General features: G+C 71.2%; 13 protein-coding genes and 1 tRNA gene. 12 read left to right on the forward strand and 2 right to left on the reverse strand.

Annotated features, from left to right (window positions below):
- Positions 1-122 precede the first annotated feature (122 nt).
- From CCN29_RS10125 to CCN29_RS10175, 11 genes are all read left to right on the forward strand, one after another.
- On the forward strand, positions 123-1,328 hold the full coding sequence (locus CCN29_RS10125; protein WP_006132577.1) for a DNA polymerase III subunit delta': 1,206 nt from the start codon (positions 123-125) through the stop codon (positions 1,326-1,328).
- 91 nt (positions 1,329-1,419) lie between these two features.
- The gene (locus tag CCN29_RS10130; protein ID WP_086681142.1) at positions 1,420-3,009 is read left to right on the forward strand and encodes an alpha/beta hydrolase; all 1,590 of its coding nucleotides are present in this window, start codon (positions 1,420-1,422) and stop codon (positions 3,007-3,009) included.
- A 119-nt stretch (positions 3,010-3,128) separates the two neighbouring features.
- Positions 3,129-3,205: transfer RNA gene (locus tag CCN29_RS10135), tRNA-Thr, on the forward strand.
- A 1,086-nt stretch (positions 3,206-4,291) separates the two neighbouring features.
- On the forward strand, positions 4,292-4,486 hold the full coding sequence (locus CCN29_RS10140; RefSeq protein WP_006132579.1) for a hypothetical protein: 195 nt from the start codon (positions 4,292-4,294) through the stop codon (positions 4,484-4,486).
- A 34-nt stretch (positions 4,487-4,520) separates the two neighbouring features.
- A complete protein-coding gene (locus CCN29_RS10145; RefSeq protein WP_006132580.1) occupies positions 4,521-4,712 on the forward strand; it encodes a hypothetical protein in 192 nt (63 codons plus the stop codon).
- Between the two features lie 171 nt (positions 4,713-4,883).
- Positions 4,884-6,779 (forward strand): alpha/beta fold hydrolase, encoded by a 1,896-nt coding sequence (locus CCN29_RS10150; protein WP_442538304.1) that lies wholly within the window; start codon positions 4,884-4,886, stop codon positions 6,777-6,779.
- Entirely contained in the window at positions 6,776-7,354 is a 579-nt protein-coding gene (locus tag CCN29_RS10155) for a hypothetical protein (protein WP_086681144.1), read from the forward strand. Before CCN29_RS10150 ends, CCN29_RS10155 begins: the two co-directional genes overlap by 4 nt.
- Positions 7,355-7,408: 54 nt before the next feature.
- Positions 7,409-8,164: a class I SAM-dependent methyltransferase gene (locus CCN29_RS10160; RefSeq protein WP_006132583.1), complete on the forward strand. Its 756-nt coding sequence runs from the start codon at positions 7,409-7,411 to the stop codon at positions 8,162-8,164.
- Entirely contained in the window at positions 8,161-9,897 is a 1,737-nt protein-coding gene (locus CCN29_RS10165; RefSeq protein WP_086681146.1) for an ABC transporter ATP-binding protein, read from the forward strand. Before CCN29_RS10160 ends, CCN29_RS10165 begins: the two co-directional genes overlap by 4 nt.
- Positions 9,894-11,399, forward strand: a complete 1,506-nt coding sequence (locus CCN29_RS10170) for a phytoene desaturase family protein (RefSeq protein ID WP_086681148.1) — start codon at positions 9,894-9,896, stop codon at positions 11,397-11,399. The genes CCN29_RS10165 and CCN29_RS10170 overlap by 4 nt, the downstream gene beginning before the upstream one ends.
- A complete protein-coding gene (locus tag CCN29_RS10175) occupies positions 11,396-12,247 on the forward strand; it encodes a nuclear transport factor 2 family protein (RefSeq protein ID WP_006132586.1) in 852 nt (283 codons plus the stop codon). Before CCN29_RS10170 ends, CCN29_RS10175 begins: the two co-directional genes overlap by 4 nt.
- On the opposite strand, the gene CCN29_RS10180 is transcribed toward CCN29_RS10175, so the two are convergent.
- Positions 12,232-13,071, reverse strand: coding sequence for a M23 family metallopeptidase (locus CCN29_RS10180; protein ID WP_086681150.1), 840 nt, complete (start codon positions 13,069-13,071; stop codon positions 12,232-12,234). The two genes, CCN29_RS10175 and CCN29_RS10180, sit on opposite strands and share 16 nt — an antisense overlap.
- Before the next feature lie 1,123 nt (positions 13,072-14,194).
- On the opposite strand from CCN29_RS10180, the gene CCN29_RS10190 reads away from it, so the two are divergent.
- Complete coding sequence (locus CCN29_RS10190) at positions 14,195-16,147, forward strand: AfsR/SARP family transcriptional regulator (protein WP_086681152.1); 1,953 nt, start codon at positions 14,195-14,197, stop codon at positions 16,145-16,147.
- Here the strand turns inward: CCN29_RS10190 and CCN29_RS10195 are convergent.
- Positions 16,129-17,823, reverse strand: a complete 1,695-nt coding sequence (locus tag CCN29_RS10195; RefSeq protein ID WP_086681154.1) for a bifunctional 3'-5' exonuclease/DNA polymerase — start codon at positions 17,821-17,823, stop codon at positions 16,129-16,131. The two genes, CCN29_RS10190 and CCN29_RS10195, sit on opposite strands and share 19 nt — an antisense overlap.
- Positions 17,824-17,849: the final 26 nt, after the last annotated feature.

Consider the following 17,849-nt stretch of genomic DNA (forward strand, 5'->3'; position numbering starts at 1 on the left):
GGGTGCGGGGACAGGCGTGTCGGTGCGGACCCGCACAATGGATCCGGCGCGGCACGGATGCGACGGATACAACTGACGCGACGGACGCGACCGACGGATACGACGGAAGGGCGGGCTGACCCATGACCGTGTGGGACGACCTGGTCGGGCAGGAGCGGGTGAGCGAGCAGCTCGCCGCCGCCGCCCGGGACGCCGACGCGTTCGTCACCGCCGCGGCGAGCGACGCGCCCCCGCCCGAGGCGTCGCGCATGACGCACGCGTGGCTGTTCACGGGCCCGCCCGGCGCGGGCCGCAACCAGGCGGCGCGCGCCTTCGCCGCCGCGCTCCAGTGCGTCAGCCCCGACCGGGCCCTGGGCGGCGTCCCCGGCTGCGGCTTCTGCGACGGCTGCCACACCGCGCTCGTCGGCACCCACGCCGACGTCTCCACGGTGGCCGCGGTCGGCGCGGAGATCCTGGTCAAGGACATGCGCGACACGGTCCGCAAGTCGTTCACCGCCCCGGCGAACGGCCGCTGGCAGGTGATCCTCGTCGAGGACGCCGAGCGGCTCAACGAGAAGTCCGCCAACGCCGTCCTCAAGGCCGTCGAGGAGCCCGCCCCCCGCACGGTCTGGCTGCTGTGCGCCCCGTCCGTCGAGGACGTCCTGCCGACGATCCGCTCCCGCTGCCGTCACCTCGTCCTGAGCACGCCGTCGGTGGAGGCTGTCGCCGACATGCTCGTCCGCCGCGAGGGCATCGAACCGGACGTCGCCGCCGCCGTCGCCCGCGCCACCCAGGGCCACGTCGACCGGGCCCGCCGTCTGGCCACCGACCCGGCAGCGCGCGCCCGCCGCGCCGCCGTGCTCAAGCTGCCGCTGCGCGTCGAGGACGTCGGCGGGGCGCTGAGAGCCGCCCAGGAACTGGTCGACGCGGCCGCCGAGGACGCCAAGCAGCTCGCCGAGGAGATGGACGGCAAGGAGACCGAGGACCTGAAGGCGGCGCTGGGCGCGGCCCAGGGCGGCCGTCTCCCGCGCGGCACGGCGGGCGCGGTCAAAGACCTGGAGGACATGCAGAAGCGGCGCAGGACGCGCACCCAGCGCGACAGTCTCGACGTCGCCCTGGCCGACCTCACCAGCTTCTACCGCGACGTCCTCGCCCTCCAGCTCGGCTCCCGCATCGCCCTCGCCAACACCGACGCCGAGGACGCGCTGGAGCGCCTGGCCCGCGGCAGCACCCCCGAGTCCACGCTGCGCCGGATCGAGGCGATCGCGGCCTGCGGCGAGGCCCTGGACCGCAACGTGGCGCCGTTGCTGGCGGTGGAGGCGATGACGATGGCGCTCAGAGCGGGCTGAACGGGCCGCACCGGAGAAGTGCTCGTCACTCGTCCGGGGCACGGCGTGTGCGCAGAGCGTCCGCATGGTCGCTCAGCGTTACGCTCGCGGTATGCACACACGGCGCACCCCACGCAGGACCCGTACCGCAGCCGCCCTGATCGCCTCGGCCGCGCTGCTGCTGGCGGGCTGCTCCTCCGGGACCCCGACCACCAGCAGGGCCGGTTCGCCGGTGGCGGGAGCGGCCGCCGCGCTCGCCCCGCTGCCCGGCTCGACCCCCGCGGCCCTCGCCCCGTACTACGCACAGGAACCGGCGTGGCGCGACTGCGGCGTCCCCGGCTTCCAGTGCGCCACGGTCAAGGCCCCGCTCGACTACGCCGAACCGTCCGCCGGGGACGTCCGCCTCGCCGTCGCCCGCAAGAAGGCCACCGGTCCCGGCAAGCGGCTGGGTTCCCTGCTGGTCAACCCCGGCGGCCCGGGCGGCTCGGCGGTCGGCTACCTCCAGATGTACGCGGGCATCGGCTACCCGGCCGAGGTGCGCGCCCGCTACGACATGGTGGCCGTCGACCCGCGCGGCGTCGCCCGCAGCGAGCCCGTCGAGTGCCTGAACGGGCCCGCGATGGACGCGTACACCCGCACCGACATCACGCCGGACGACGAGAAGGAGACCGAGGCGCTGGTCTCGGCGTACCGGACGTTCGCCGAGGCGTGCGGGGCGAAGAAGCCGGAGCTGCTGCGCCATGTGTCGACCGTGGAGACGGCCCGGGACATGGACATCGTGCGCGCGGTGCTCGGCGACGAGAAGCTGACGTACGTCGGCGCCTCGTACGGCACGCTGCTGGGCGCGACGTACGCGGGGTTGTTCCCGGAGCGGACCGGGCGGCTGGTGCTGGACGGCGCGATGGATCCGTCGCTGAGCGCGCGGCGGCTCAACCTGGAGCAGACGGAGGGCTTCGCCACGGCGTTCACGGCGTTCGCGGAGGACTGCGTGCGGCGCGGCGACTGCCCCCTGGGCGGCAAGGGCACGAGCCCGGAGAAGGCCGGCGAGAACCTGACGGCGTTCTTCGAGAAGCTCGACGCGCGCCCGATGTCCGCGGGCGACGCCGACGGCCGTGAGCTGACCGAGTCGCTGGCGACGATGGGCGTGATCGCCGCGATGTACGACGAGGCGGCCTGGCAGCGGCTGCGCGAGGCGCTGACGTCGGCGATGAAGGAGAGCGACGGCGCGGGGCTGCTCGTCCTCTCCGACAGCTACTACGAGCGGGACGCGGGCGGCGCGTACAGCAACCTGATGTCGGCCAACGCGGCCGTCAACTGCCTCGACCTGCCGCCCGCCTTCGAGTCCCCGGACGATGTGCGCGCGGCGCTCCCCGACTTCGAGAAGGCCTCCCCGGTGTTCGGCGAGGGCCTCGCCTGGGCCGCGCTGAACTGCGCGTACTGGCCGGTGCGGGCCACGGGCGAGGCGCAGCGCATCGAGGCGAAGGGCGCGGCGCCGATCGTGGTCGTCGGCACCACCCGGGACCCGGCGACCCCGTACCGCTGGGCGAAGGGCCTGGCCGCCCAGCTCTCCTCGGCCCGCCTCCTCACCTACGACGGCGACGGCCACACCGCGTACGGCCGCGGCAGCGCCTGCGTCGACGCGGCGATCAACACGTACCTGCTGAAGGGCACCCCGCCGGCGGACGGAAAGCGCTGCTCGTAGCGGGTACGGCCGCCCCCGGAGGCGACGGCCCCGCCCCGCCTCCGGGGGCGGTACGAAGCACCCCCGGAAACTGTGTAGACTTACCGACGTCGCTGATCGCACCATGGTGCACACAGCGCGCCGCCTTAGCTCAGATGGCCAGAGCAACGCACTCGTAATGCGTAGGTCTCGGGTTCGAATCCCGAAGGCGGCTCCACTGGAACCCCAGGCCAGATCATTCTGCCCCTGGGGTTTTCTGCTGTTCGAGGCACGACGCGACACACCGTCCGAGCCCCCTGCGGCCGGCGGGCGCCTCTGCCTCGGCCCTCTCCCCGCTCCTCTCGGTCGGCGTCCTGGAGTCGTGTCGGCTCGGCTCCCTGCCGGCGAGTCCGGCGGCATTCCTGTTCGTGAATCTTTGGTGATGCTCGGGTGATTCCTGTGGTGTTCGCGTCGAACCTGTGTGGCTCCCCTCCGCGTGGGCGGACCGATGGTGGATCCGGGGAGGGCAACAGCAGCTCGGCGGGGGTGCCGACACAAACGGAATAGGGGGTTCCATGGGTTGCCCATGGGGCGGAATCGGCCACTCCGTTGCCTGGCCATTACTCGTGCCGCGTAGGTGTCGTAAAGCAAATCGCAGGTCGATCACCGTGCCCGCACCACACCAGCCGCCATCCGCCAGGGCTCGATTTTCGGCCAGGACGGCTACATACCTGTTGTCTATGACCGGTAGTCGCTACTGTGGCGTTGCCTTCGGGAAGTGCAGCGGCTTTCCTGCCGGAAGTCGCAGGTGGGCGCTTGATCGCCGCATCCCTGGGTGTTCGGTCTGTCGTACTGCTCAAGAGTCGACAAGGGCTGGTGGTTGACCATCACGGGCCCGTCGGTCGCCGATGCGGCCGGAAGTCGTGTGAGACACGTGACCACAATGGGGGAAATGACCGTGAGGTCGATTCGGAGTACGGGTATCTGTTTCCGTGATGCGTCCAGCGGTTCCCTTGACAAGGGAAACGCGTGCGGAATCGCGTCGTCCGGCCATCTGGCGTGTCTTCTCTTCTAGACCTGCCGGCCGAGAGGTCACCCATACACATGCCGGGCACCCCCGGGGTGCTTCATCGACGTCCGGTGTGACGCGCGTAGCGCTCGACCGGACAGGTCGAGACGCGCAAGCGCGCGCCCGTGCAATCCCACTCACAGACTTGTCTGACGTTTCGCGTCAGGCATGGTCGGTCCGTGTTTTCCGGGCCGGCAGTACCACCCGCAGAATCGGAATGCGTTGAAACGCACTGGAGAGACGGGAGACAAAGCGATGGAACAGAAGATCGCCGCGTTCATGAACGAGCAGGACCTCGGTTCGCTGGAGCAGGGCTACCGGGACGACGCCCCGATGCCGGTCCTGGCCACCCCCGCTGCCGCCGTCGCCACCTGCTGGTACGTCGGCGGTGCGGCCGCCGGTGCGGCCGCCGTCGTGGGCGCCTACGTCACCGGCCGCGTCGTCGGCTGACCTCCTCACCACGATCAATCACGAAGGAGAAAGCATGAGCAGGATCGTAGACAGTGTCGTCGCCGTCACCCCGACGGATCTGACGGACGACAGCCAGGGCGAGTTCGGCGCGATGGCGCCCGTCCAGGCCACCCCGACGCTGGTCGCGTTCGGCGTGGGCTTCGCCGGCGGCGCCGGTGCTGCCTGGGTCACGGTGCAGGCGTACGAGGCAGGCGCCAACGACTGATCGGGCCAACCCGACCGAGCATCACCTGCTGAGGAGCCCGGCGGGCTTCTGAGAGGGCCGGCCCGGACCCAGCTTCCGGGAAACGACAGGCTGTCGGGCCGCGGCGGAATCGCGGCCCGACAGTTTGTCAAGCCTACCCTCGACAGGTTCAACCCAGAGGAAAAATTCGGCATGATGCGAATCAAGAGACTTACATCTTCGCTTTTCTCGCCCATTCCGATCTCCCGCGACCGCGCGATAGGGATATCCGAACGCCTCGCGGCCCTCTCCAGTCTTTCTTCCTCCCTCGAGTACCTGCACCAGCATCGGAACCTGGCGCCGGGCGGTCTCAACGACTGGGAGATCATGAAGCAGACGCCGGAGAGCAAGATCCCGGCGATTCAGAAACTCACCAACGCGGTGAGCGGCAGGCGGACCACACTGGCTCTGCACGGCACACGCGTCGCCTGCAGCCTGGGAATGCTGCTGCCCGGCAACAGCAAATGGCGGGCGGCGGGCAATCTCTACCTCGCCGCCACGACCACCCTTCTGCAGGCACGCCACCGCTACGGCACCGACGGTTCGGACCAGGTCGCCACGCAGGTGCAGACGGTCACCGGGCTCGCTCGTCTCTCGAAGAGTCCGCAGGTCAGCGATGCCTTGATGTGGTACCTGGCGCTTCAGGCCAACATGTCCTACGCGGCCTCCGGGTGGGCGAAGCTGGCGGGAACGAAGTGGCGTGACGGTTCGGCGCTCCCCGGCGTGATGCGGACGCGCACCTACGGTTTCGAGCGCGCGTACAGGCTGACGCAGCGTTATCCGCGGGCCAGCAAGGTGACGCAGCATGCCGTGCTGGCGATGGAGTGCCTTTTCCCCGTCGTCTATCTGGCAGGCGGGAAGCTGACGCGACCGTTCATCGGATCCGCCGCCGGTTTCCATGTCGCCAACGCGTTCGTCATGGGGCTGGGCCGGTTCATGACCGCGTTTCCCGCCATGCATCCGATGATCGCCTACACGACAGCGCCTCGGACGTTTCCCGAGGTCGCCGGGCGGGACGACCGAATGGTCAAGACCGCTCTGGTGCTGCTGGCCGGCGGTGTCGCCGGCGCGGGTGTGCTGGCGACCCAGCGGCGCGCACGGGCTGTGGCGGGCTGGCCGAACTCGCGGACCGTCACCACCCGTCACGGCAACGTCCTCTTCTACGACACCGGAGGCCAGGGCGTCCATCACCGCCCGGTCCTCGTGTTCAACCACGGCCTCGCCTCGACTCCTGAACACTTCGCGTGGATGGTCGAGCGGCTGGCGTTCGACCTGGGACACCCCGTGGTGACGTACGCCCGCGCGGGCTACGGGCCGAGCCGCCGGATGAAGCAGGCTCCGTACACCATCCAGGAGTCCGTGGACGACCTGGAGGACCTGATCCGTCAGGCACTTCCCGAGGACCGCAAGGTGGTCCTGGTCGGGCACTCCCTGGGCGCGGACCTCAACCGGCGAGCGGTGGCGCAGCTCGGTGAGCGGGTGGCGGGCGTCGTCTACCTCGACCCCACTCACCCAGGGCAGCTCGTGCGGTCGGAGAAGCAGCGGAAGGGCAGTGAGATGTTCACTTACTCCCTGACGGAGATGGCGCGCTGGACCAAGCTGGGCAGCGGTGCGCTGATGTCGCGCCCCCGTTGGGTGGACGACCTGCCGTACGCCTATCGCCAGAAGGTCTTCGCCCTCTACACCGACGCACGGCTGTGGAGTGCGGCAGCGCGGGAGTGGGAGGTGGTCAGGGAGGAGTTCCACTCCTTCGACGAAAGCCTGACCCCGGTACCGGCACCGGGCCTGGTCGTCGCCGCGCAGGTGACCGTGGACATGGACCCCGAACAGCTGCTGATGTACAACGACCTCGTCCGCACCCACCAGGCCGCGGGCCGGCACGGTGACGTCACCGTCGTGGAGCGTGCCGGTCACGACACCATCCTGACCGACGCCCGTCACGCCCGGACCGCGGCGGACCTGATCGCGGCCTTCGTGGACCAGCACTGCGCGCGGAACGCGGCGGCCCCCGCCGAGGAGCTCACGGACAAGGCCGGGGAGGAGAAGTGAACATCACCGCACACCTCAGGGAAGCACTCACCGGCCCCGGCGCGGTGACGCGTCTCGCGGGCGCCGCCTTGCTGGTCACGACCCTGGCCGCGCAGCACCCGAATCCGGCTTTCGAGCGCGCACGGGAGAAGGACCTCTTCTCCCTCGTGCCGAACTGGAAGTTCTTCGCGCCGAACCCCGCGACGCACGACTACCACTATCTTTACCGCACCCTCGACGAAAATCGTACGACTTCGCCGTGGATCGAACTCGACCTGATCCAGAACCGCAAGATGTCCCAGGCGTTCTGGTTCTCTTCGCGCCGGACGGAAAAGGCGGTGTTCGACATCTGCACCGCCATCATCAAGAACATCGCCAAGGGAAGTGACCCGACCGGCACTCCGCCCTTCCGGGTTCTCTCCGAATTCATCAGGAGGCAGATCAGGGACGCCCCGAACGTGACTGATGTCCGAGGGTTCCAGTTCGCCGTGGTCCGTGCCGCGGGTCACGACGAGAATGAGGATCCCGAGGTTCTCTACGTTTCCACCTATCAGGCGATGAACCCGGCGCCACCGGTCTTTCTGCGGGCCGCCTGAGACCGACTGCTCCCGTTACGGGAGTGTCCTCACTTCAGAAGAAACGGAGAACCGATGACCGTCGCGGACATTGGCTACGGCAAACAGTTCGAGGGCTGGTACGACCGCATCTTCCAGGACGACGTGTCCACACGGATGACCGTGGAGGCTCTGGCCGAGCTCCATCCCGACCCTGCCCAGGGCACTTTGGAGTTCGGCGTCGGGACAGGCCGGGTCGCACTTCCCCTGTCGCATCGCGTCGGCCCGGTCCACGGCGTGGACTCCTCGCAGGAGATGCTCAGCGCCCTGGAGAAGCGGGCCGAGGACGGGCAGGTGATCGCCGAGCTCGGCGACATCCGCACCTATCGTGGTGACCGGCAGTACGGTCTCGTCTACTGCGTCTGCTCCACACTCGCCCTGATCATCGACCCCGCAGGACAGCGCGAAGCCATCGCCCGCGCGGCCGAACACCTCCGGCCCGGCGGCCGGCTGGTGGTGGAGACCCACAACCGCCCGGGAGTCGTGGCTCAGCACGAAGGGCTGACGCGCACCACGATGTTCGTGCCCTATCCGGAGCCGAACACCGGCATCCAGATGCACGCCACGCTTCTGATGGACAACCGGATCTGGCAGGTGTCCACCGTGTGGTTCGAGGCCGACGGCACACACCGCATCGGCACCGAGGTCGCCCGCCTCCTCACGCCCGAAGAGGTGGACGGCTACGCACAGGACGCAGGGTTGCGGACCGAGGGTCACTACAGTGACTGGCGGCGGACCGCGTACACCCCCGCGGCCGGACTGTTCGTCGCCACCTACACCAAGCCGGCATGAACCTCCGGGAGATAGTCCTCCGCCATCGGGCCCTGCTGATCGCCGGCATCGGCATGGGCCTGCTCGGCGCGGCGGCCACCCTCGCCCAACCCTGGATGCTGGGCCGGCTGATCGAGGCCGTGGCCCTGGACGAACCGATCGTCTGGCCCGTCACGTTCATCGCGCTGTTCTTCCTCGCCGACGCGGCGCTGAGCGCCGGCCACGCCTATGCCATCGGCAGGGCGGGCGAGAACATCGTGTTCGAGGCCCGGAGCATCCTCGGCGGCCGTCTGCTGCGCAGCCAGATACCGCATTTCTCGCGCTTGGAGCACGGTGACGTCTTCTCGCGCACGGTGTCCGACACCTCCATCGCCTGCCTGATCATCGCCCAGGCCCTGGCGCAGGTGGTGACGTCCGTGTTCATGGTGGTCGGCGGCATCGTGCTGATGGCCGGTCTCGACTGGAAGCTGCTGCTCACCACGCTCGGCTGCCTGGGGCTGGCCAGCGTCACGGCGCTGCTGCTGGCCCGCCAGGTCCGGCTCGCCGCGCTGCGGAACCGGCAGAACATCGGTGCGTTCGGCTCGGGTCTGCAACGGGTGCTCGGTGCGATCACCACGGTCAAGGCGTCCCGTGCCGAGGGGCGGGAAACCGAGGAGCTGACACGGCTGGCCGACCGTGCCCGGCGCAGTGGGATCCGGGTCACCGGATTCAGTTCGCTGCTCACCCCGATGATGAACGTCGGCACGCAGCTCTCGCTCGCCGTCGTCATCACCTGGGGCATGGCCCGGGTGGCCACCGGATCGCTCACACCCGCCGACCTCACGGCGTTCGTGATGTACCTCTTCTACCTGGTGGCGCCGCTGGTGATGCTCTTCATGTCGATCGCCCAGATCCAGCAGGGGCGCGCGGCCATCCAGCGCGTGACGGAGCTGGGGACGATCCCGCAGGAAGGGCAGGAGGAGGACGGGCGGCCGCCGGAACGGCGGAAGCACGTGTCGCCCGTGGAATCGGCGCCGGCGGTCAGCTTCGAGAACGTCGGCTTCGCCTACCACGAGAACGCTCCGGTCCTGAGGGACGTCTCGTTCACCGTGCCACGTCGCGGCCTCACCGCGATCGTCGGTGCCTCCGGGACGGGCAAGACGACGACGTTCCAGCTCATCGAGGGCTTCCACCGGCCGGACACGGGCACCATCCGGGTCACGGGCCACGACATCGACGCCCTCCCGCTCGCCCAGCTGCGCTCGCTGGTCGGCTATGTGGAGCAGGACGCACCGCTGCTGCGCGGCACGATTCGCGAGAACCTGACGTACGCGAATCCGGACGCCGACGAGACCGACGTCGCTCGCGCGTTGCGGCTCGCCAGCCTGGAGGACTTCGTCGCCGCGTTGCCCGACGGCCTCGACACCGAGCTGGGTGAGCGCGGCGCCGGTCTGTCGGGCGGCCAGCGGCAGCGGCTCGCCATCGCACGGACGTTGCTGCAGCGTCCGCAGCTGATCCTGCTCGACGAGGTCACCGCCCACCTCGACAGCGACACCGAGGCGGCGCTGCGTGACGCGATCACGGAGGCCAGTCGTGACTGCGCTGTGCTTGCCATCGCGCACCGGCTGTCCACCATCGTGCAGGCCGACCGCATCATCGTCATGGAGGGAGGACGGGTGCGGGCGACCGGCACCCACCGCGAGCTCATGGAATCGGACGAGGTCTACCGGCGGCTCGCCAGTGGGCAGTTCGCGACCGAGGACGTGTTGACATGACACGGGTCGACGTGGCGATCGTGGGCAGTGGCCCCAACGGTCTGGCCGCCGCCGTCACCATGGCACGCGCCGGGCTGACCGTGGAGATCCACGAGCAGGCCCCCGCCATGGGCGGCGGCCTGCGCGGCGAAGCCCTGTTCGACTCCGAGGTACGGCACGACCTCTGCGCCGCCGTCCACCCGATGGCGGCCGCCTCCGCGTTCTTCCGCGCGTTCGACCTGGAGGCCCGGGGCGTGCGGCTGCTGCAGCCGCCCATTCCGTACGCACACCCGCTGGACGGTGGTGTCGCCGCGTTCGCGTACCGCGACCTCGCTCAGACGCGTGACCGCCTGGGCCCGGACGGGCAGCGCTGGTACCGGTTGATGGCGCCGCTGGTGAGGCACAGCTCGGGCGTGACCGACTTCCTGCTCTCCGGCCAGCGGTCCCTGCCGGCCGACCCCGTTGCGCCGCTGCACCTGGGCCCGCGGGTGCTGGGCCAACTCCTGCGGGGCAACGGGCTGCGCACCGAGGCCGCCCGCGCGTTGCTGACGGGAGTCGCAGCGCACGCGGTGGGCCGGCTGCCCAGTCTGCCGGCCGGTGCCATCGCGATGTTGCTGGGTCATCTCGCTCATGCGTCCGGCTGGCCGCTGCCAGAGGGCGGCAGCCACCGCATCGCCGAGGCCCTGGCCGACGACCTGACGGCACACGGGGGCGTTGTGCACACCGGCCGACGGATCACCGACCTGGCGGAGCTGGACGCTCAGGTGATCATGCTGGACACCACGCCGCGCGGCCTGCTGGCCCTGGCCGGCGAACGGTTGCCGCCCCGGTACCGCCGGGCGTTGGAACGCTTCCGTTACGGTCCGGGCGCGGCGAAGGCTGACTTCCTGGTCAGTGAGCCCGTCCCGTGGGCCGATCCGGAGGTGGGCCGGGCCGGGACCGTGCACATCGGCGGTACCCGTGCCGACATCCTCGCGGCGGAGAACGCCGCCGCCCGGGGCCTGGCCACGGAGGAGCCCTTCGTCCTGCTGGTGGACCCGGCCGTGACCGATCCCGGCCGGGCCGTCGGAGGGCGCCGCCCGATATGGGCCTACGCGCATGTCCCGAACGGCGACACCCGGGATCCGGTGCCGCTGATCACGCGCCGGATCGAGCGGTACGCCCCCGGTTTCACCGACACGGTCGTCGCGGCGCGCGGCGTGCCGGCGTCCGCGTACGAGAGTCACAACCCGAACTATCCCGGCGGGGACATCGGCGCCGGAGCCATCACCCTCACGCAGTCCGTGTTCCGGCCCACGCCCGCCTGGAATCCGTACCGCACACCGCTGCCCGGCGTATACCTGTGCTCGGCGTCGACGCCTCCCGGCCCGAGCGTGCACGGCATGTGCGGTCACCTCGCCGCGCTGGCAGCCCTCCGCCGGGAGTTCCACATCACGGCCGCGCCGCGACTGGAGCCCGGCGGTGGACCGACCCCCACAGAGAACAGTTCGACCCCCACAGAGGAAGGCCGGAGAGCGTCATGAGTGTCAGTCATCGCCCCACCGCAGCCGCGGACTTCGCCGGGTATCTGCGTGCCTACCACGCCGATGCCATCGACGGCGGCGACCCGGTCGCGGAGGTCTGGGACCGCTATCACCTGCCCGACGGTACACACCGGGTCAACGGCCGGGTGTGGGACCGTGACAAGATCCTGGGCAGCCTTCGCTCCCGGCGTTCCCTCGGCGCCCCGTACGAGCTGTACATCCACGAAGTGACGGTGGAAGGACGCCGCGCCGCCGCCCGGTACACGATCAGCACGCCCATGCTGGGGAAGATCCAGTCGGCCACGGAGGCGGCGGTCTTCGCCGAACTGGCCGAGGACGGCCGGGTGGCCCGCACGACTGCCTTCTCCGTCACCCGGCCTGGCTGGTCGGGACGGGAGCGGGACGAGCCGTTCGACAGTGCGGCCCGCCCTGCGCCCGGTACCTCGCCCGCGTCGCCGCCCGCCGAGGGGGAGGAACCGACGCCCGCCCAGGACCCGGCGCACTATCTGCGGACCTACTATGCGGCCGGGTACGACGTGACGGTCCCGGTCGCGGAGGCTCATGACCGTTTCCACACCCCTGACGCGCTGCATCAGGTCGGGCGGAAGGTGATGCAGCGCTCGGGCGTCCTGAAGGCGCTGGAGGAGGGACGCAAGCTGGGCCACACCTATCCGGTGGAGGTGCACGAGACGCTTCGGGAGGGCAACCGCTTCGCGGCGCGTTACACCACCAGCAGGGACGGGAACCCGGAGCGTCCGCAGGAGGTCTTCGCCTTCGGCGAGTTCGCCCCGGACGGCCGTGTCCGGTCGGTCCGCTTCGCCCTCGATCCCGGCTATGACGCGGCGTAGGGGTCCGACGGGTCGGCGACGGTCCGGACGGGGGCGAAACAGGTGTTGTCGGCGGGCACACCTTCCCGCTCGTGACCGTCGTCGTCCTGGTACCGCCAGGTGAAACGCAGGCCGCGGGCAGAGGTGATGTCAGGGCTGTCCATGAGCTGGAAGTGCAGGTGGGGCTCGGAGGAGTTGCCCGAGTTCCCGCACTCGGCGAGTTGCTGACCGGCCGTCACCCGCTCACCGGCGGCGACCCTCAAAGAGTGGCGTCGCAGGTGTGCGAAGACGGCGTACGCTCCGTTGCCCAGGTCGAGGATCACGTGGTTGCCGAGCAGGTGACGCGGAAGGCCGAGGGAGCGTATGAAGCCCTCCGGCAGCACGTAGAGCAGGCCGGCCAGGGACGTACGTGTCAGGTGGTCACGCTGGCTGTCCGTGGCGGCGACCACCTGGCCGTCCGCCGGGGCGAGCAGTGGTTCACCGAAGGACGGGTAGGACTCGGGGCGCCGTGTCGGCGGCCACAGCCACACGGGCTCGGGCGCCGGGCGGCGGGCCAGGTCGATCGCGTACGTCTGCGCGAGGTTGTGCGTGTGGCTGGGCACCTTGGTGGCGGGCCCGTTCCGGGCCATCCAGCGGCCGTTCACGGGGATGTCCAGTGCCAGGGGCGGGGCTTCCTCACCCGTCGGGCGCTGGGCACGCGTCATCGCCGTCCGCATCAGCAGACCTGTCACCAGCAGGGCGAGCCCGACGAGCCAGAGCGGCCCGACGCCCTGGCCGTTGACGAGGATGCACGCGGCTCCGGCGGCCAGCACCAGGCCGTGGCGTTTCCACAGTTTCTGTGTCATGTGGGGGGTCTTTCAGTGGGGGATCGCAGATGGGCGCAGCATTCCAGATCTCTGGTCCGCCGTCCCACCCGAGATTTCAGCGCGAGGACGACTGCGTGTGGGAGGCAGCCCTCGACGGGCCGTTGATCGGCCAGGTCGTGAGGGAAATGGCCGGCCCGCAGTCCGTGGTGTCCTCGGCGCCTCGGCATACCTTCAGCTGGCCGGTGGTCGTCGGAAGATAAGGACTCAGTCGGAGGTTCACGGGAGCGATTTCATCCCCGCATTGGGTGGCATGTCTGGTGTAGGGCGAAGGGAAGAAGTCATGGATCCACCGGACCCACACCGAGAAACATCCGGTGCCGGTATTTCGCAGCTCGCCCTCTATGACGAGGGCCGACCGGATGCCGTCCTGTTCGGTCCACCGAATGCCGGACGCGGCAGCCGAACCGTGTGCCGCCGACCACTCGACCGGGGCAGCCGTCGAAGGGGCGGGACCGGCCGCCGCCGAGTGTGCTGCGGACGACAAGGCGGCGACGGTCAAGGCGATTGTCGCGAGAGTTCGTTTCGGTGATGCGATACGCATGAGGGTCACCCGGCTTCCTGGGAGACGATGCGGTGCATGATTGCGTGTGCCTTCTGCGTCGGTGGAAGAAGTCGGAGGGCCAATTTTATGCGGGGGTGGGGGTAATGAACAAGAGTGAGTCCAATGAGAGGTCCGGCGTGGGGCTATTTCAAGTCAACTCCAGCCGGATAATGTCTCTGATTCCGTCCATGAGTGGGGTTTTCCGGCATTGACTGCTTGACGTCCGGTCGACATACGGTGGAACAGGACCAGATCGGCCGGCGGGGAATCGCCACAGGCCGCACCTGCCTGCGTCTGAGAGGACTCGCCACCACGGAGCAGCCGGTGGGGGCCGGCTGAGCGGGTACGGCGGCCGAAAGAACGAGGCCCCGGTCGTTCACCTCTGGCGACCGGGAGCCCCGTGACGCGGATCGGCCGGCGGCGACACTCCCCCGAGCAGCGCGTCCTCGCGCGCACCCCCGGGCCGGATCCGGTGTAGTGATCACATCAAACCTTGCCAACGGATGGCTAACATAAGGCCAATGGATTCCGTTTCGGTCAGCCGGAAGGCAGTGGTGCGGCGTGACTCGGCGCGGACTGCGCTTCGGCCTGCTGGGAACGCCGGTCCTCTACGGCGGTGAGCCGGCCCGCGGTCAGGCGCCCCGCGCCCGAGGCGGCCTCCCCGTCCATCCCGTGACCAGCCCCAAGCTCCGCACCCTCCTCACCGTCCTGCTGCTCGACGCCGGGCGGGTCGTCTCCGTCGAGGTGCTGAAGGACGCGCTGTGGGGCGGGGCGCCGCCCGTCTCCGCGCTGCCCTCGCTGCACAACCACGTCGCCCGGCTGCGCCGCCTCCTCGACGAGCCCGGCCGCCTCCTCACCGTGCCCACGGGGTACGTCCTCCGCGCCGACGACGGCGAACTGGACGTCCAGGTCTTCGACAGTCACGTCGCCGCCGCCCGTGCCGCCCGCGCCGACGGGGACTGGGAGCGGGTGCGCGGGGAGTGCCGGGCCGCGCTCGGGCTGTGGCGGGGTACTCCGCTGGGCGGCCTCGCCCCCGAAGTGGGCGGGTACGCCCTCGTGCGCCGCCTCCAAGAAGCGCGGCTGCTGTTCCACGAGTGGCGGTACGACGCCGAACTCGCCCTCGGCGACGACCGCCTGGCCGACCTCGTGCCCGAGTTGGCCGCCCTCGCCGAGGAGCATCCGCTGCGGGAGGCCTACCACCGCCAGCTCATGCTCGCCCTCCACCGCACCGGCCGCCAGGCCGAGGCCCTCGTCGTCCACCGCGACCTGCGCGCCCGCCTCGCCGACGAACTCGGCGTGGAGCCGGGGCCCTCCGTGCGCGACGCCCATGTGGAGGTGCTGCGGGGGAGCGGGACGCCGGGGAGCGGGACGCCGGGGAGCGGGACATGGGACGGCGCGTCCCAGTGGGTCCGGCCCGCCCGGACGCCGATCGCCCGGACGCCGTTCGCCCAGGCACTGCCCGGTCATGTGCCACCCGGCCAACTCCCCCCTGTCCCCGCCCACTTCGTCGGCCGCGCCGACACCCGTCAGGCCATCGCACACGCACTCTCCACCACGGACGGCACGACGACCCCGCTCGTCGTCCTCAGCGGCACCGTCGGCGTCGGCAAGAGCGCCCTCGCACTGCATGTCGCGCACACTCTGGAGGAACGTTTCAGCAATGGCCGGCTGTACCTCAACCTGCGCGGCGCCGACCCCGGTTCGGCGGCGCCCCTGACCGCCGGGCAGGCCCTCGCCGCTCTCCTCCGCGACCTCGGCGTCCCCTCCGGGGCCGTCCCCGAACACCCCGACGCCGCCTCCGCGTTGCTGCGGTCCCTGCTCGCCCCCACCCGCACCCTGCTCGTGCTGGACGACGCCGTGAGCGCCGCCCAGGTGCGGCCGCTGCTGCCCGTCGGGCCCGGGTGCGGTGTCGTCGTCACCAGCCGGTCGCCCCTCACCGCCCTCGACGGCGCCGCCCGCTTCCCGCTCGCGCCGTTGAGCGACGAGGAGAGCGCCGCGCTGCTGCGGGCCGCGTCCGGGCGGGACGGGATCACCGCCGGGCATCCGCTGGTCGCCCTCACCGGGCGGCTCCCGCTGGCGCTGCGCGTGGTCGCGGCCCGGCTCGCCGCGCGCCGGGCCCTCACCACGGACGCCCTCGCCACGCAGCTCGCCGCCGCCGACAGCAGACTGGACCTTCTCGACTACGACGACCTCGGCGTCCGCCGCTCACTGGACGCCGCCTTCAACGCGCTCACCGCCTCCGAACGCCGCGGCGACCGCGACGCGGCCCTCGCCCTGCGCCACATCGGCGCCCTCGACCTGCCCTCCTACGACGTCCCGTCGCTGGCCCGGCTCACCGGCGTCGACGAGGCCCGGGCCGAGGCGGCGCTGGAGCGGCTGGCCGAGGTGGCGCTGCTGGAGGAGACCGCGTACGGGCGCTTCGTGCCGTACGACCTCGTGCGGGACTTCGCCCGGGAACGGGCGGCCGAGCCCTGTGCGGACGCCCCGTCGGGGTGTCACTTCGCGTCCGCGTAGCACTTCACCACCGCCGTGGTGAACGGGAACCGCACCGGTGTCTGGCCGAACGCGATCCGCCCCGCCTGCTCGGCGGCCTCACGGATCGCCGCCGTCACCGCCGCCGTCTCCTCCTCGGGGCAGTGCACGATCACCTCGTCGTGCTGGAAGAACACCAGCTCCGCCGCCATGCCGGTCAGCGCCTGCCGGAGCCCCGCGAGCAGCAGCAGCGCCCAGTCGGCCGCGCTGCCCTGCACCACGAAGTTGCGGGCGAAGCGGCCCCGGGCGCGGGCGTCGGTCGAGGCGTAGCCGGGGGTCCATGGGCGGGCCGTGTCGGGGTCCGGCTCGTCCTGCGCCACCGGGATGCCCGCCTCCTCCGCCGCGTCGTCCGTCGTCCGCGCGGCGGGCGGGCAGGTGCGGCCCAGCCAGGTGCGGACCAGCCGGCCCTCCTCGCCCGCGCGAGCCGCCTCGTCGACGTACGCCACGGCCCGCGGGAAGCGGCGGCGCAGCGCGGCGAGGTTCTTCAGGCCGTCGCCCGAGGTCTGCCCGTACACCGCGCCGAGGACGGCGATCTTGGCGCGGTCGCGGTCCCCGGAGAAGGCGCGCTCGGACACCGCCTGGTAGAGGTCGCTCTCCCGGCCCGCGACCTCCATCAGCGCGGGGTCGCGGGAGATGGCCGCCAGCACCCGCGGCTCCATCTGGTCGGCGTCGGCGACGACGAGCCGCCAGCCGGGGTCGGCGACGGCCGCGCGGCGGATCACCTTGGGGATCTGGAGGGCGCCCCCGCCGTGGGTGACCCAGCGCCCTGTCACCGTGCCGCCCGCGAGGAACTCGGGGCGGAAGCGGCCGTCGCGCACCCAGTCCTGGAGCCAGGACCAGCCGTGCGCCACCCAGATCCGGTACAGCTTCTTGTACTCCAGGAGCGGCTTCACCGCCGGGTGGTCCACCGACCGCAGCTCCCAGCGGCGGGTGGAGGTCACCTTGACCCCGGCCTGCGCGAACGCCTTGACCACGTCGGCCGGCAGGTCGGGCCGGACGCGGCGGCCGAAGGCGGCGGACACCTCGTCGGCCAGCTCGGCCAGCCGGCGCGGCTCGCCCCCGCCCGCGTACCGCTCGCCCAGCAGGTCGTGCAGCAGCGCGCGGTGCACGTCCGCGCGCCAGGGCAGCCCGGCGCGGTTCATCTCGGCGGCGATCAGCATGCCCGCCGACTCGGCGGTGACCAGCAGCCGCATCCGGTCCGGGTGCGCGGTGGCGTCGGTGCGCCGCTGCTGCTCGGCGTAGACCGCGAGCAGGTCGGTCAGCGGCAGCGGGGCCGCCTGCGGGTCGAACAGCGACGACTGGGCGCCCGGGTCCGCCTGCCGCTGGGGCGGGTCGGGCGGTACGGGGCCGCCGCGCAGCCGGGCCAGCGCCGCCGCGGCCGAACGTGGCTCCCCGTACCGCCCCTCGTGGCCGAGGAGCAGGGTCTCGGCGGCCTCCACGTCGTACGCCCGCTCCACTCGCACCCCCGTGGCGAGCAGGCGCGGGTAGACCTCGGCGGTGGACCGCCACACCCACCGGGCGACGCCCGGGCGGCTCCGCACGGCCTCGGCGGGGTCCGCCTCGCGCCGCACCGGGCCGGAGGGCAGCCCGTCGGGGCCGAGGGGGGCGACGTCCACGCCACCGTCCTCGGCCGGAGCGAGCGCCCACCGGCCGGCCATGTACGCGAGTGTCGCAGGAGGGTGTG

This window comes from Streptomyces pseudogriseolus (assembly GCA_002154585.1).
In the GTDB taxonomy this organism is placed as follows: domain Bacteria; phylum Actinomycetota; class Actinomycetes; order Streptomycetales; family Streptomycetaceae; genus Streptomyces; species Streptomyces pseudogriseolus.

Excerpts from the sequence above, each read along its gene's own strand:
- CCN29_RS10125 (WP_006132577.1), top strand. The coding sequence starts at position 123 with ATGACCGTGTGGGACGACCTGGTCGGGCAGGAGCGGGTGAGCGAGCAG.
- CCN29_RS10195 (WP_086681154.1), bottom strand. The coding sequence starts at position 17,823 with ATGGCCGGCCGGTGGGCGCTCGCTCCGGCCGAGGACGGTGGCGTGGAC.
- CCN29_RS10130 (WP_086681142.1), top strand. The coding sequence starts at position 1,420 with ATGCACACACGGCGCACCCCACGCAGGACCCGTACCGCAGCCGCCCTG.
- CCN29_RS10170 (WP_086681148.1), top strand. The coding sequence starts at position 9,894 with ATGACACGGGTCGACGTGGCGATCGTGGGCAGTGGCCCCAACGGTCTG.
- CCN29_RS10140 (WP_006132579.1), top strand. The coding sequence starts at position 4,292 with ATGGAACAGAAGATCGCCGCGTTCATGAACGAGCAGGACCTCGGTTCG.
- CCN29_RS10145 (WP_006132580.1), top strand. The coding sequence starts at position 4,521 with ATGAGCAGGATCGTAGACAGTGTCGTCGCCGTCACCCCGACGGATCTG.
- CCN29_RS10150 (WP_442538304.1), top strand. The coding sequence starts at position 4,884 with ATGATGCGAATCAAGAGACTTACATCTTCGCTTTTCTCGCCCATTCCG.
- CCN29_RS10160 (WP_006132583.1), top strand. The coding sequence starts at position 7,409 with ATGACCGTCGCGGACATTGGCTACGGCAAACAGTTCGAGGGCTGGTAC.
- CCN29_RS10180 (WP_086681150.1), bottom strand. The coding sequence starts at position 13,071 with ATGACACAGAAACTGTGGAAACGCCACGGCCTGGTGCTGGCCGCCGGA.
- CCN29_RS10165 (WP_086681146.1), top strand. The coding sequence starts at position 8,161 with ATGAACCTCCGGGAGATAGTCCTCCGCCATCGGGCCCTGCTGATCGCC.
- CCN29_RS10175 (WP_006132586.1), top strand. The coding sequence starts at position 11,396 with ATGAGTGTCAGTCATCGCCCCACCGCAGCCGCGGACTTCGCCGGGTAT.